Origin of the sequence: Streptomyces viridifaciens (assembly GCF_001888885.2) — a bacterium.
Classification (GTDB): Bacteria; Actinomycetota; Actinomycetes; order Streptomycetales; family Streptomycetaceae; genus Kitasatospora; species Kitasatospora aureofaciens.
On record NZ_CP090841.1, the window covers coordinates 5198479 to 5211651 of the forward strand.

13 protein-coding genes are annotated in these 13173 nt (G+C 72.9%); 9 read left to right on the plus strand and 4 right to left on the minus strand.

Annotation, left to right across the window (positions count from 1 at the left end):
- Positions 1 to 95 precede the first annotated feature (95 nt).
- From BOQ63_RS30430 to BOQ63_RS30440, 3 genes are read left to right on the plus strand one after another with little or no spacing between them, the layout of a single operon-like run.
- Complete coding sequence (locus BOQ63_RS30430) at positions 96 to 398, plus strand: SHOCT domain-containing protein (protein ID WP_030288734.1); 303 nt, start codon at positions 96 to 98, stop codon at positions 396 to 398.
- Positions 395 to 1150: an ABC transporter ATP-binding protein gene (locus BOQ63_RS30435; RefSeq protein WP_030288732.1), complete on the plus strand. Its 756-nt coding sequence runs from the start codon at positions 395 to 397 to the stop codon at positions 1148 to 1150. The genes BOQ63_RS30430 and BOQ63_RS30435 overlap by 4 nt, the downstream gene beginning before the upstream one ends.
- Positions 1147 to 3720 carry an ABC transporter permease gene (locus BOQ63_RS30440; protein WP_150476175.1) on the plus strand — a complete coding sequence of 858 codons (2574 nt, stop codon included), beginning with the start codon at positions 1147 to 1149 and terminating at the stop codon, positions 3718 to 3720. Before BOQ63_RS30435 ends, BOQ63_RS30440 begins: the two co-directional genes overlap by 4 nt.
- Before the next feature lie 63 nt (positions 3721 to 3783).
- Here BOQ63_RS30440 and BOQ63_RS30445 read toward each other — a convergent pair whose 3' ends face one another.
- The 3 genes from BOQ63_RS30445 to BOQ63_RS30455 form a co-directional block, all read right to left on the minus strand.
- A complete protein-coding gene (locus BOQ63_RS30445; protein WP_094743017.1) occupies positions 3784 to 4674 on the minus strand; it encodes a metallophosphoesterase family protein in 891 nt (296 codons plus the stop codon).
- A 160-nt stretch (positions 4675 to 4834) separates the two neighbouring features.
- Positions 4835 to 5134, minus strand: coding sequence for a hypothetical protein (locus tag BOQ63_RS30450; RefSeq protein WP_046386699.1), 300 nt, complete (start codon positions 5132 to 5134; stop codon positions 4835 to 4837).
- 50 nt (positions 5135 to 5184) lie between these two features.
- Positions 5185 to 5340, minus strand: coding sequence for a hypothetical protein (locus tag BOQ63_RS30455; protein WP_157846532.1), 156 nt, complete (start codon positions 5338 to 5340; stop codon positions 5185 to 5187).
- A gap of 120 nt (positions 5341 to 5460) precedes the next feature.
- Between BOQ63_RS30455 and BOQ63_RS30460 the strand changes: the two genes are divergently transcribed.
- The 6 genes from BOQ63_RS30460 (at position 5461) to BOQ63_RS30485 (ending at position 12324) form a co-directional block, all read left to right on the plus strand.
- Entirely contained in the window at positions 5461 to 6093 is a 633-nt protein-coding gene (locus BOQ63_RS30460; protein WP_030288724.1) for a TetR family transcriptional regulator, read from the plus strand.
- A gap of 129 nt (positions 6094 to 6222) precedes the next feature.
- Positions 6223 to 7110: a S1 family peptidase gene (locus BOQ63_RS30465; protein WP_030555535.1), complete on the plus strand. Its 888-nt coding sequence runs from the start codon at positions 6223 to 6225 to the stop codon at positions 7108 to 7110.
- Between the two features lie 327 nt (positions 7111 to 7437).
- The gene (locus tag BOQ63_RS30470) at positions 7438 to 8940 is read left to right on the plus strand and encodes a S28 family serine protease (RefSeq protein WP_046386698.1); all 1503 of its coding nucleotides are present in this window, start codon (positions 7438 to 7440) and stop codon (positions 8938 to 8940) included.
- 129 nt (positions 8941 to 9069) lie between these two features.
- On the plus strand, positions 9070 to 9756 hold the full coding sequence (locus BOQ63_RS30475; RefSeq protein WP_150476176.1) for a TetR/AcrR family transcriptional regulator: 687 nt from the start codon (positions 9070 to 9072) through the stop codon (positions 9754 to 9756).
- A complete protein-coding gene (locus BOQ63_RS30480) occupies positions 9740 to 11374 on the plus strand; it encodes an acyl-CoA dehydrogenase family protein (protein ID WP_030288716.1) in 1635 nt (544 codons plus the stop codon). Before BOQ63_RS30475 ends, BOQ63_RS30480 begins: the two co-directional genes overlap by 17 nt.
- Before the next feature lie 68 nt (positions 11375 to 11442).
- On the plus strand, positions 11443 to 12324 hold the full coding sequence (locus tag BOQ63_RS30485) for an amidohydrolase family protein (RefSeq protein ID WP_197697998.1): 882 nt from the start codon (positions 11443 to 11445) through the stop codon (positions 12322 to 12324).
- On the opposite strand, the gene BOQ63_RS30490 is transcribed toward BOQ63_RS30485, so the two are convergent.
- The gene (locus tag BOQ63_RS30490; protein ID WP_223886079.1) at positions 12317 to 13165 is read right to left on the minus strand and encodes an inositol monophosphatase family protein; all 849 of its coding nucleotides are present in this window, start codon (positions 13163 to 13165) and stop codon (positions 12317 to 12319) included. The two genes, BOQ63_RS30485 and BOQ63_RS30490, sit on opposite strands and share 8 nt — an antisense overlap.
- Between the last annotated feature and the right edge of the window lie 8 nt (positions 13166 to 13173).

Below are 13173 nucleotides of genomic sequence, written 5' to 3' on the forward strand. Positions count from 1 at the left end.
TGGTAGGACGCGTGATGAGACCCCTCGGCGGGACGCTCAAGGCACCTCGGGAAGACCCCGGGGCCGTGGAGCCGACCGCGAGGAGATGAACCACGATGTACACACAACTGGCAGATTGGCACGGGCCGGGCGCCTGGATCCTGCTGGTGCCCCTGTTCTGGATCGCCGTGGTGGTTCTGGTGATCACGATGCTGCGCCGGTCGGTGTGGCGGCGGTACGGCGCCTGCGGGTTCGGGACCGGGTTCGGCGCCGGGGCCCCGGGCGTGGTGGAGCACCCGCTCGCCGTCCTGGGCCGCCGTTTCGCAGAAGGCGACATCGACGCCGAGGAGTACCGCGCCAAGCGGGCCGTGCTGACGGAGCCGACGAAGGACGTCCCCGGGGGCGGTGGCGCCAGGTGACCACCCTCGACGTCGTAAGGGGCACCGCCGCGCGGGTCGCCGACGCCGTGAAGATCTACGGCGTCGGCGGCACCGAGGTCCGGGCGCTGGACCACGTGACGGTGGAGTTCCCGGCCGGGCGGTTCACCGCGATCATGGGGCCGTCCGGCTCGGGCAAGTCCACCCTGATGCACTGCGCGGCCGGGCTGGACACGCTCACCGCCGGCAGCGCCTGGATCGGCGACGCCGAACTCGGCTCGCTGAACGACCGGCGGCTCACCCTGCTGCGCCGGGAGCGGATCGGCTTCGTGTTCCAGGCCTTCAACCTGGTGCCGACGCTCACCGTCCGGGAGAACATCACCCTCCCGCTGGACCTCGCCGGGGCCGCTCCCGACCAGGCCTGGCTGGAGTCGCTGATCGAGGTCGTCGGCCTCGGTGACCGGCTGCAGCACCGCCCGAGCGAGCTCTCCGGCGGCCAGCAGCAGCGGGTCGCCGTGGCCCGGGCGCTGGCAGGGCGGCCCCAGGTGGTCTTCGCCGACGAGCCGACCGGCAACCTCGACTCCCGTACCGGCACCGAGGTGCTCGGCCTGCTGCGCCGCGCGGTGGACGAGATGGGGCAGGCCGTGGTCATGGTCACCCACGATCCGACGGCGGCCGGTTTCGCCGACGAGGCGCTGTTCCTCGCCGACGGCCGACTGGTGGACCGGATGGAGCGGCCGACCGCCGCCTCGGTGCTGGACCGGATGAAGGCCTTCGAACGGAGGCGGTCATGACGTCGGTGACCTTCCGGCTCAGCCTGCGCTCGCTGCGCGCCCACAAGCGTCGGCTGGCCGGCACCCTGCTCTCCATCCTGCTCGGCGTCAGCTTCCTGACCGGCACGATGGTGCTCGGGGACACCCTGCGCGCCAACTTCGACACCCTCTTCGCCGACGCCAACGCGGGCACCGACGTGGTGGTCCGCAGCGCCGACGTCCTGGACTCCCCCGGCTCGGCCGGCGGGGTGCGGGCCCCGGTCGACGTCGCACTCGCCGACCGGCTGCGCACGATCCCCGGAGTGGCGGCCGCCGAGCCGTCCGTCCAGGGCGCGGGCCAACTTGTCGGCAGCGACGGCAAACCGATCGGAGGCCAGGGCCCGCCCACCCTGGCGGGCAACTGGCTCACCGACGGTCGGCTGAACCCCTACCGGCTGGCCGAGGGCCGGGCACCGGCCGCCCCGGGCGAGGTGGTGATCAACCGGGGCGCGGCGAAGACGGGTGGGCTGCACGTCGGCTCGACCACCGTGCTGCGCACCCCCGATCCGGTGCCGGTCACCGTCGTCGGCATCGCCACCTTCGGGGCGAACGCGGACGGCATGGGGCCGAGCACCTTCACCGCCATGACCTTCGCGGACGCCGAGCACCACCTCACGACCAAGGGCGCGGGGCAGGCCAGCTCGATCCAGGTCCGGGCCGCGGGCGGGATCTCCCAGCAGGAGCTGGCCGACCGGATCGGCCCGCAACTGCCCTCCGGCGTCCAGGCGGTCACCGGAGCGGCGGCCACCCAGGAGAGCACCCAGCAGCTGTCCGGGCGGTTCCTGAGCATGTTCACCACGCTGCTGCTGGTCTTCGCCGGGATCGCACTGCTGGTGGCGACCTTCACCATCCACAACACCTTCGCCATCGTGGTCGCCCAGCGCACCAGGGAGAACGCGCTGCTGCGGGCGCTCGGCGCGGTGCGCGGCCAGGTGCTGGGGGCGACGCTCGCCGAGGCCTCGGCGGTCGGCCTGCTGGCTTCGCTCGGCGGCCTGCTCGGCGGGATCGGGGTGGCGGCCGGCCTCAAGGCGCTGTTCTCGACGCTCGGCTTCGCCCTGCCGACCGGAGGCATGGTGATCAGCGCGGCCGCCGTACTGCTGCCGCTGCTGGTCGGGACGCTGGTCGCGGTCGGCTCGGCGCTGCTACCGGCCCTCCGGGCCGGGCGGCCGGCTCCGCTGGCCGCCCTTCGGGAGGCGGGTGTCGACCGGGCGGCCCAGGGCAGGGCGGGCGCCGTCCGGGTGGTGCTCGGCGGAGTGCTGCTGGCCGGGGGAGCGCCGGTGGCCGTCCTGGGAGCCACCGACGGTCCGTCGGTCCTGCTGACGGCGGGCGGGGCACTGGCGGTGCTGGCCGGCACGGTGGTGCTCGGCCCGGTCGCCGCGGCCCTCGCGGTCCGTGTGCTGGGCGCGCCGCTGCCCGGACTGCGCGGGGTCTCCGGCGTACTGGCCCGGCGCAACGCGGCCCGCAACCCGCGCCGGACGGCGGCCACGGCGAGCGCGCTGATGATCGGCGTCGCGGTGGTCACCCTGTTCACCGTCTTCGGGGCGTCGATCAAGGCCACCCTGGACGACACGGTGAGCAAGTCCTTCGCGGGTGACCTGGCCGTCACCACCGCCTCGTTCGGGGCGGGCGGCAGCGGGATCAGCCCCAAGGTGGCGGACGCCCTGGCGGCCCTGCCCGAGGTGCGGCAGACGGTCGGGCTCGGTCGGGGCGTCGCCCGGATCGACGGGCACGGCCGTACCTTGGACGTCACCGACCCGGCCCGGCTGTCCGGGATCGTCGACCTCGGCCGGGTCGACGGCTCGCTCGACGCGCTCGGCACGGACGGGCTCGCGGTCTCGCGCAGCGAGGCGCAGCAGAACGGCTGGAAGCTCGGACAGTCCGTCACCGTGGGCTTCACCGACGGAGCGAGCGGGCCGTTCACCATCCGCGCGCTGTACGAGGGCGGAACGCTGGCCGGGGACTACCTGATAACCAGGCAGGCCTGGGCCCCGCACCGGGTCCAGGACGCGGACACCATGGTCGCGGTCGGGCTCCGTGGCGGCGTCCCGCTGAGCGTCGGCAAGGCGGCGGTGACCAAGGCACTGCTCCCCTTCGGCAGTCCCCAGGTGCAGGACCGGGCCGAGTACGCCAAAACCGCGGCCTCCGGCGTCGACACGATGCTCTCGGTGGTCTACGCGCTGCTGGCGCTGGCGGTGCTGATCGCGCTGCTGGGCATCGCGAACACACTGACCCTGGCGGTGCACGAGCGGACCAGGGAGCTGGGGCTGCTGCGGGCGGTCGGTCAGACCAGGGGACAGTTGCGCGGGATGGTCCGCTGGGAGTCGGTGCTGGTGGCGGCCTTCGGGACGGTCGGCGGGCTGGGGCTCGGCGCCTTCCTCGGCTGGGCGCTGGTGGAGGCCTCGGACAGCGCCGGGACGGGCTCGTTCGCGATACCGCCCGAGCAACTGGTCGTGGTCCTGCTGGCCGGGCTGCTGGCGGGAGCCGTGGCCGGGCTCCGCCCGGCGGGCCGGGCGGCGCGGCTGGACGTGCTGCGGGCGATCGCGACGGACTAGGAGGACCGGGAGGAGTCGGAGGTGAAGCCGGGACAGGAGGGAGAGACCCCCGCGCCGCTCCGCTCAGGACCTCGCGGCCTGCGGGAACACCTCCCGCAGGAGCGGGTCCGGCAGGCCGCGCTTGCGCCACTCGCGCGGGTAGCCGAGCGAGACCTCCTCGAACGGGACTCCGTCGTAGCTGGTCTTGCGCGGGATGTGCAGGTGTCCGTAGATCATCGCGGCGGTGTTGAAGCGGCGGTGCCAGTCCGCCGTCAGCTCGGTGCCGCACCACTGGGCGAACTCGGGGTACCAGAGGACCTCGGTGGGGTGGCGGACCAGCGGGTAGTGGTTGACCAGGACCAGCGGGACATCCGGGTCGCAGGCCGCGAGCCGCTGCTCGGTCAGCCGGACGCGCTCGCGGCACCAGGAGTCGAGGTCCGGGAACGGGTCCGGGTGGAGCATCCGCTCGTCCGCGCAGACGATCCCGCTCTCGTAGGCGGCCGCCAGGGACTCCTCCTTGGTGGCCGTGCCCGGGGCACGGAAGGAGTAGTCGTACAGGAGGAAGAGCGGGGCGATCCTGACCGGTCCGCCGGCGCCCTGCCAGAGCGGGTACGGGTCCTCGGGGGTGACGACGCCGAGGGCGCGGCACAGTTCCACCAGGTGGTCGTAGCGGGCCACACCGCGGAGCTGGACCGGGTCCTCGGGGTGGGTCCACAGCTCGTGGTTGCCGGGCGCCCACACCACGCGGGCGAAGCGTTCGGCGAGCAGGCCGAGCGCCCACTCGATGCTGGTGGTGAGCTCGGCGACGTCCCCGGCGACGAGCAGCCAGTCGTCGGGGTGGGTGGGCTTGAGCTTCTCCACCAGGTCGCGGTTCTCCTGGTAGGAGATGTGCAGATCGCTCACCGCGAGCAGTCGCCCGCCCTCGCCCGTCCCGCTGGGCGTCGACTGCGCGTCGCTGCGGATCTCGGTACTCACTCCTGCCCCCTGGGTTCACCCGGCCGATGTGGCCACCCTACGTGGCGGGCGGGGGTTGTGGGCCGGGTTGTCGCGATCAGCTGTTCGACGCGGACGCGGGGGAGCCGAGGTGAGCCGAGGTGAGACGAGACGAGTCGATGCGGAGTGAGGTGAGCTCGGATCAGGAACTGACGTCGATGAGCACACCGTGGGAGGTGGCAGTGGTGACGGCGAGGATGGCCAGCGAGGCGATGCCGAGGGCCAGCCCGAGGAAGGCGCGGCCGCGGCGGCTGGTGCCGCGGACCAGGGCCAGTGTGGCCAGGGTGATGGCGATCGGCCCCAGGACGATGTTGAAGAGCAGTAGGCCCGGGAGGCCGAGGAGGAAGGAGGCGACGGCCAGGCTGTCGGCCTCGGCCTCGGCCGTGCGCCGGCGGTCGGTGCCGGCGGGGTCGGTGATGCCGCGGTCGGTGGCGGTGCTCATGACGGTGCTGGTCCTCTCAGTAGGAGTGGACGGGAAGGCGGCTGCCCGGGTCAGCGGTGCCGCAGTCGGGCGATGCCCTCGCGGGCGCCGAAGGCGAGCAGCCAGGTGGTGATGGCGGCGGAGGCGGCGAGGAACACCGGGAGGGGGAGGTGGGCGGCGGTGCCGATCAGGACTCCCATGGCGACCAGTGCGGAGAACAGGATCACGGCTGGCTCCTTCAGCTGAGGCTGCTACTGCGCCGATTTCGGTTGACAAGTGTTCGCTGACTTCGAGTCCCACTGTACGCCCGCTGGCCAAGTTCGGCAAACGACTGTTTACTGAATGGCGTGAGTCACACCGTTGGGGCCAGGCAGGCCCAGAAGCAGCAGAGTCGACGGGCCTTGATGGACGCGGGTCTGCACCTGTTGGCCGATCAGAACCTGGCGAGCCTGGGCGTCCGCGAGGTCACCCGGGAGGCTGGGCTGTCCCCCGCAGCCTTCTACCGGCACTTCCCCGACCTCGCCGCCCTCGGCGTCGTACTGGTCGAGGAGTCGCTGGCCAGCCTGCACGTCATGATCCGCTCGGTGCTCGCCGAGGCCGACGGCGCCGAGGAGCTGATCGACCGTGCGGTGGAGGTGATACGGCAGCACGTCCGTGAGCACCGGCCGCACGTGCGCTTCCTGGCGCGCGAGCGGCACGGCGGGGTCCGGCGGGTGCGTGAGGCGATCGACGCCGAGCTGGGCCGCTTCGCCGCCGAGGTCGGCTCCGCCCTGGCGCTCCAGCCGGTCTCGCAGGGCTGGAGCGAGCAGGACCTGCGGATGCTCGCCGAGTTGTACGTGGACCACATGGTGTCGACGGCCTCCGCCTTCCTGGAGGCCCAGGAGGAGGTGGATCCGGCCCGCGAGCGGCGGATCGCCGCCACTGCCCGACTGCAGCTGCGCCTGATCAGCCTCGGTCGGCGTCACTGGCAGGGGAGTTGAGCGCCCCGGGCCACTGAGGGGCTTCCCGGTCCGCGCGGTCGGGGGGTGCTTTCTTGTTCTGGTTTTGACCCTTGACAGTAAGTCATGTCCGCGACAGCTTTGGGGGACCCCCACACCGAGAGGTCTCTCATGAAGAAGCCGCTCATAGGCATGCTCGCCACGCTCCTGGCCGCCGGCACCTCCGCCCTCGTCGGTGCCGCGCCGGCCCAGGCCGCCGCGCCGGCCCAGGTCTCCGCCCCGGCCCAGGCTTCCGCTCAGGCCGCCACCCCGGCGGCCAAGGCGGTCACCGTCAACTTCGCCGGGACGGTCGCGCTCAGCAACTGCTCCGGCTCGCTGGTGCGGATGCCGAACTCGGCCGCGACCGACCCGGCCCTGGTGCTCTCCAACGGCCACTGCCTGGAGTCCGGCATGCCCGGCCCCGGCGAAGTGGTGCTCGACCAGCCCTCCAGCCGGACCTTCACCCTGCTCAACCCCACCGGTGGCCGCCTCGCGACCCTCCGGGCGACCAAGGTGGTCTACGGCGCCATGACCGACACCGACGTGTCGATCTACCAGCTGAACACCAACTACGCCTCGATCAAGTCGAAGTACGGGATCTCGCCGCTGACCATCGCCGACACCCACCCCACCCAGGGTGCGGACATCCGGGTCGTCTCCGGCTACTGGAAGAAGATCTACTCCTGCTCGATCGACGGCTTCGCCTACCAGTTGAACGAGGCCGACTGGACCTTCAAGGACTCGGTCCGCTACACCTCCGGCTGCAACGTGATCGGCGGCACCTCCGGCTCGCCGGTGGTCGACACCTCGACCGGTCGGCTCGTCGCGGTGAACAACACGATCAACGAGAACGGCGAGTCCTGCACTCTCGACAACCCGTGCGAGGTCGACGAGAACGGCGGGGTCACGGTCCACCAGGGCATCGGCTACGCCCAGGAGACCTACGGCATCCCCGCCTGCTTCGGCCCCGGCAACCGCCTCGACCTCACCCTCGCGGGCTGCACCCTGCCCCGCCCGTAAGGCCGCGGACCGTAAGGCCGCGGACCGTAGGACCGTCGCCCGTGAGGCCACCGACGTCCGCGCCGGATTCGGACGCCACGATCGACCCGGTCCGACCCGACCCGACCCGCCCCACCCGACCGCCCGCGCCGCACCCCTTCAGCGGGCGGTCACCCAGCAGCCGACGGAACCGAGGCAAACCCCCCTGACCAGCACCTTCCCCCGATGGGCCACCCGCCACCAGGCGGGTGGCCCATTCGGCCGTCCCCGGGCGGCCGGCGCACCACCCGCACCGCAGTGTGATGCCGACGAGGCAGCTGTCATGTCCTTTGATCAGATGGAGAGTTGATGACGACCAAGCTGAAGAGGCTGTTGGTCTCCGTCCTGCTGATACCGATGTTCGCGATCACCGGCCTGGCCACCCCGGCCGCGGCCGCGACCGCAGGCCAGGGGAGCGAGGCGGCCGCGGCCGCGCACGGCCGGAGCCCCGCCGACGACCCGAACGCCGACATCAAGGACCGGCTGGCGGCGATCCCCGGGGTGACCATCACCGGGGAGCAGCCCACCACCACCGGCCACCGCTACTTCCTGGCCACCTACACCCAGCCGATCGACCACTTCCGCCCCTGGCTGGGCACCTTCCAGCAGCGCTTCAGCGTGCTGCACCGCGGTTACGACCGCCCGACCGTCTTCTACACCAACGGCTACACGTTGGGCACCACCCCGTCCCGCACCGAGCCGACCCGGCTGGTGGACGGCAACCAGGTCTCCATCGAGTACCGCTTCTTCACGCCCTCGCGCCCCGATCCGGCCGACTGGTCCAAGGCTGGCATCCGCCAGCAGGCCGCCGACTCGCACAAGCTGGTGACCGCGCTCAAGCGGATCTACCAGCAGGAGTGGCTCTCCACCGGGGCCAGCAAGGGCGGCATGTCCTCCACCTTCTACCGCCGGTTCTACCCGGACGACGTGGCGGGCACGATCGCCTACGTCGCGCCGAACAACACCGACGTCAACGACTACTCGGCCTACACCGACTTCTTCCGCAACGTCGGCACCCCCGAGTGCCGCGCCAAGCTGAACGCCGCCCAGCGCGAGCTGCTGGTGCGCCGCGACCGCCTGGAGCCCCGCTACATCGCCGACAACAAGGCGGCGGGCTCGACCTTCAACACCCTCGGCACTCCGGACCGCGCCTACGAGGCCGGCGTGCTCGACGTGGTCTGGGCGTTCTGGCAGTACAGCCTGGAGGCGGACTGCGCGAAGGTCCCGGTGGCCGCCACCGCGACCGACGACGAGCTGTACGCCTGGTACGACGCGCAGTCGGGCATCACCGGCAACAGCGACCAGTCGCTGGCGAAGTACACCGCGTACTACTACCAGGCCGCGACCGAGCTGGGTGCGCCGTTCTTCGACGTCTCGTACCTGAAGGACCAGTTGCACTACGACTACAAGGAGCTCTACTCGGCCCGCTCCTACGTGCCGAAGGAGATCCCGACCGTCTTCAACCCGTACGCGATGCCCGACATCGACCGCTGGGTGAAGCGCGAGGGCGAGCGGATCATGTTCGTCTACGGCGGCAACGACCCCTGGGGTGCCAAGCCGTTCCGCCTCGGCCGGGGCAGCGACGACAGCTACGTCTACGTCGTGCCCGGCGGCAACCACGGCTCCAACATCGGCAAGCTGCCGGCCGAGCAGTCGGCGGAGGCGACCGCCAAGGTGCTGGAGTGGGCCGGTCTGGACGACCAGGCCGCCGCGGCTGCCCGCTCGCTCGCCAAGTCGCCGCAGGTGGGAGCGCCGTTCGGTCCGCTCGACGTCGAGGGCCAGCGGCTGGAGCAGGAGCGCCGCCCGCTGTAACCCCGGTAGCAGTTCCGCAGCACCGGGAGGCCGCCCCGCCACGGGGCGGCCTCCCGCCGTTCGGGTGGGGCGACGGCCACTCGCATCCACCCTCTCCCCGAAGCAGTGAATCAGTGCTTCAATGCTTCCATGGCCTACCGACGCACCCCCGCCGTCCAAGCCCGCCTGGACGCCCAGCGCGAGGCGGTACTGCAGTCGGCGGTCGGCCTGCTCGCCGAGCGCGGCTACGGCGGCTGCACCATGGCCGCCGTGGCGGACCGTGCCGGGATCGCCACCGGCAGCCTCTACCAGCACTTCGCCAACAAGGCCGAGCTGTCGGTGGAGCTGTTCCGCCGGGTGGTCACCGGCGAGATCGCCGCCGTGAACGCCGCCGTCGCCCGCCGGGACGCCCCGCAGCAGCGGATCGCCGCCGTGGTCGAGACCTTCGCCGCCCGCGCCCTGCGCGCCCCCCGGCTGGCCTACGCTCTGCTGGTCGAGCCCGCCGACGCGGTGGTGGACGGTGAGCGCCTGGTCTTCCGGCGGGCGTTCCGGGACGTGATCGCCACCGAGATCGCCGCCGCCGTGGCGGCCGGCGAACTCCCCGAGCAGGATCCGGTGCTGACCGCCGCCGCCCTGGTCGGCGCGGTCGGCGAGGCACTGGCCGGTCCGCTCGCGGCCGAGCCCGCGCCCGCTCACGAGCCCGCGCCCGCGCCCACGCCCGCTCACGAGCCCGCGCCCGCGCCCGCGCCCGAGCACAGCGACAACACCACGGTGGTCCCCGCCCTGGTCTCCTTCACCCTGCGTGCCCTGGGAGGACGCGATGACAGCGACGCATGAGGTCACCAACCAGGTGCCCCTGCCGTACGGCCACGACACCGCCGCCGACCCCACCCTGCTCGCCGCCCTGCACCGGGCGGGCGCCGGCTGGGCGGAGCCCGAACTGCGCGGACTCGGCCGCCTGGCGGGCTCCGAGCAGGCCGCCGACTGGGGTCGGCTGGCCAACGAGAACCCGCCGGTGCTGCGCACCCACGACCGCTTCGGCCACCGGATCGACGAGGTCGAGTTCCACCCGTACTGGCACGAGCTGATGCGCACCGCAGTCTCGTACGGCCTGCACGCCGCGCCCTGGCGGGACGAGCGCCCCGGCGCCCACTCCGCCCGCGCCGCCAAGTTCTTCGTCTGGAGCCAGGTCGAGGCCGGCCACACCTGCCCGATCTCGATGACCTACGCCGCCGTCCCGGCCCTGCGCCAGAGCCCCTCCCTGGCCGCCGAGTTGGAGCCGCTGCTGGCCGCCACCGAGTACGACTTCGGCCTGCGCGAGCCGCACACCAAGCGCGGGCTGATCGCCGGCATGTCGATGACCGAGAAACAGGGCGGCTCGGACGTTCGCACCAACACCACCACCGCCGCCCCGCACGCCGACGGCACCTACCGGCTCACCGGGCACAAGTGGTTCACCTCGGCGCCGATGTCCGACCTCTTCCTGACGCTCGCCCAGGCCCCCGGCGGTCTCAGCTGCTTCGTGCTGCCGCGCGTCCTCCCGGACGGCAGCCGCAACCGCCTGCACCTGATGCGGCTCAAGGACAAGCTGGGCAACAAGTCCAACGCCTCCGCCGAGCTGGAGTACGACGGCGCGGTCGGCTGGCTGGTCGGCGAGGAGGGCCGGGGCGTGCCGACCATCATCGAGATGGTCAACATGACCCGCCTGGACTGCACCATCGGTGCCGCCTCCGGCATGCGCTACGGCGCCACCAGGGCCGTCCACCACGCCCTGCACCGGCGGGCGTTCGGCAAGGCGCTGGTCGACCAGCCGCTGATGCGCAACGTGCTGGCCGACCTGGTGGTGGAGTCCGAGGCGGCCACGACCGTCGCGATGCGGCTCGCCCGGGCCACCGACCTCGCCCTCGCCGGGGACGAGACCGAGGCGCTGGTACGGCGGTTGGGCCTTGCGGTGGCCAAGTACTGGGTGTGCAAGCGCGGTCCGGCGCACGCCGCCGAGGCGCTGGAGTGCCTGGGCGGCAACGGCTACGTCGAGGAGTCCGGGATGCCCCGGCTCTACCGGGAGGCGCCGCTGGTGTCGATCTGGGAGGGCTCCGGCAACGTCGCCGCCCTGGACGCCCTGCGCGCCATGGCCAAGCGCCCGGAGACGGTCGAGGCCTTCCTCGGTGAACTCGACGCGGCGGCCGGCGCGGACCGCCGACTGGACGCCGCAGTCGCCGAACTGCGCAAGCAGCTCAGCGACCTGTCCGACCTGGAGTACCGCACGCGGCGGCTGGTCGAGTCGATGGCACTGGCCTTCCAGGGTTCGTTGCTGGTCCGGTACGGCAGCCCGGCGGTGGCCGACGCCTTCTGCGCCGGTCGGCTCGGCGGCGACCGCGGCGCCGCCTTCGGCACCCTGCCGGCCGGCGTCGACACCGGGGAGATCATCGACCGCGCCCGCCCGGTGCCCGCGTGAGCATCGAACCCGGTGCCCGCGTGAGCATCGAACCCGGTGCCCGTGTGAGTAGCGAACCCGGCGCCCGCGTGAGCAGCGAAGAGGCCGCGGCCGTGAGGGAGTTCTGGCAGTCCCTGGGACTGCCCGGGCTGGTCGACGTGCACACCCACTTCATGCCGAAGAACGTCCTCGACAAGGTCTGGGCGTACTTCGACGCGGCCGGCCCGCTGGTGAACCGCCCCTGGCCGATCACCTACCGCGAAGCCGAGGAGCAACGCGTCCAGCGGCTGCGGGACTTCGGTGTCCGGGCCTTCACGTCCATGCTCTACCCGCACAAGCCGGGCATGGCGAACTGGCTGAACGCCTGGGCCGCCGACTTCGCCGCCCGCACCCCGGACTGCCTGCACACCGCGACCTTCTTCCCCGAACCCGGGGCGGCCGGCTACGTGGCGCGGGCGGTCGAGGAGGGCGCCCGAGTGTTCAAGGCCCACCTCCAGGTCGGCGGTTACGACCCGACGGACGCCCGGCTGGACGAGGTCTGGGGCCTGCTCGCCGACACCGGCACCCCGGTGGTCACCCACTGTGGATCCGGGCCGGTGCCGGGCAAGTTCACCGGCCCCGGGCCGATCGGCGCGGTGCTGGACCGGCACCCCGGCCTGGTCCTGGTGGTCGCCCACCTCGGCATGTCCGAGTACCGCGACTTCCTCGACCTGGCCGAGCGCCACCCGGCCGTCCGGCTGGACACCACCATGGCGTTCACGGACTTCGCGGAGGCCGACGACCCGTTCCCGCGCGACGAACTGCCGCGTCTGCGCGGGCTGCGCGAGCGCGTCCTGCTGGGCAGCGACTTCCCCAACATCCCTTACCGGTACGTCCACCAGCTGGAGGCGCTGGCCGGGCTGGGGCTGGGGGAGGAGTGGCTGCGGGCGGTCTGCCACGACAACGCGGCCGCCCTCTTCCAGCTCAGCTGACCGCCCGCAGCACTCCCACCGCGTCCGCGTGCAGGCCGGGCGCGGCGACCAGGACGCTGTCCGAGTCGGCCGTCCAGGCCGCCCCGGTGGCGTCCGTCACCGCCGCGCCCGCCTCGCTCGCGATCAGCGCCCCGGGCAGCAGGTTGCCCGCGTCCCGCCCGTACTGCCAGAACAGTGCCAGGTGCCCGGAGCCGACCTGGGCCACCTGGAGGGCGGTCGGGCCGAGGTTGCGCACCGCCAGCACCGCTCCGACCATTGCGGACAGCGACTCCCCGGCCCGGCGCACCGCCACCGGGTCGACGGCCACCAGCGGCGGCTGGCTGGTGGCGGCCACCGTGGCCGCCAACTCCCGCTCCAGCGGCGCGATCGGCCGACCGTCCAGCTGTGCCCCGCCGCCCAGCACCGCCCGGTAGGTCCGGCCCGCACCGAACAGCTCCGGGGCGTGCACCACGGCCAGCACCGCCGCGCCGTCGCGTACCAGCGTCGCCGTCACCGCCCAGTGCGGCTGCCCCAGCAGGTACTGCACCGCGCCGTCGGTCGCGTCGCAGACCCACCACTCGCCCTCGGCGGGCACCGAGCCGTCCAGTTCCTCCGGCACCCAACCGGCCTGCGGGCGCAGTGCGCCCAGCCGCTCGCGCAGTTCGGCGGCGGCCGGGCCGTCCAGCGCCGCGAACCGCGCCATCGCCTCCTCGGCCGTCCGCTCCGGGGCCGGATCGGTCGGCCGACCGGCCGCCAGCCCGGCGCCGACCACGCGCACCGCCGCCTCCACGCCCTCCGCCAGCGCCCACAGCTCCACGTCGTGCCCCGCCATGTCCTGCCCCGCCACGTCGTACCCCACCATGTCGTACT

Bases quoted from the DNA above. Each gene is read 5' to 3' on its own strand.
- BOQ63_RS30450 (WP_046386699.1), bottom strand. From the start codon at position 5,134: ATGAGCACCGCCACCGACCGCGGCATCACCGACCCCGCCGGCACCGAC.
- BOQ63_RS30475 (WP_150476176.1), top strand. From the start codon at position 9,070: ATGGCCTACCGACGCACCCCCGCCGTCCAAGCCCGCCTGGACGCCCAG.
- BOQ63_RS30480 (WP_030288716.1), top strand. From the start codon at position 9,740: ATGACAGCGACGCATGAGGTCACCAACCAGGTGCCCCTGCCGTACGGC.
- BOQ63_RS30440 (WP_150476175.1), top strand. From the start codon at position 1,147: ATGACGTCGGTGACCTTCCGGCTCAGCCTGCGCTCGCTGCGCGCCCAC.
- BOQ63_RS30470 (WP_046386698.1), top strand. From the start codon at position 7,438: ATGACGACCAAGCTGAAGAGGCTGTTGGTCTCCGTCCTGCTGATACCG.
- BOQ63_RS30430 (WP_030288734.1), top strand. From the start codon at position 96: ATGTACACACAACTGGCAGATTGGCACGGGCCGGGCGCCTGGATCCTG.
- BOQ63_RS30490 (WP_223886079.1), bottom strand. From the start codon at position 13,165: ATGGTGGGGTACGACGTGGCGGGGCAGGACATGGCGGGGCACGACGTG.
- BOQ63_RS30465 (WP_030555535.1), top strand. From the start codon at position 6,223: ATGAAGAAGCCGCTCATAGGCATGCTCGCCACGCTCCTGGCCGCCGGC.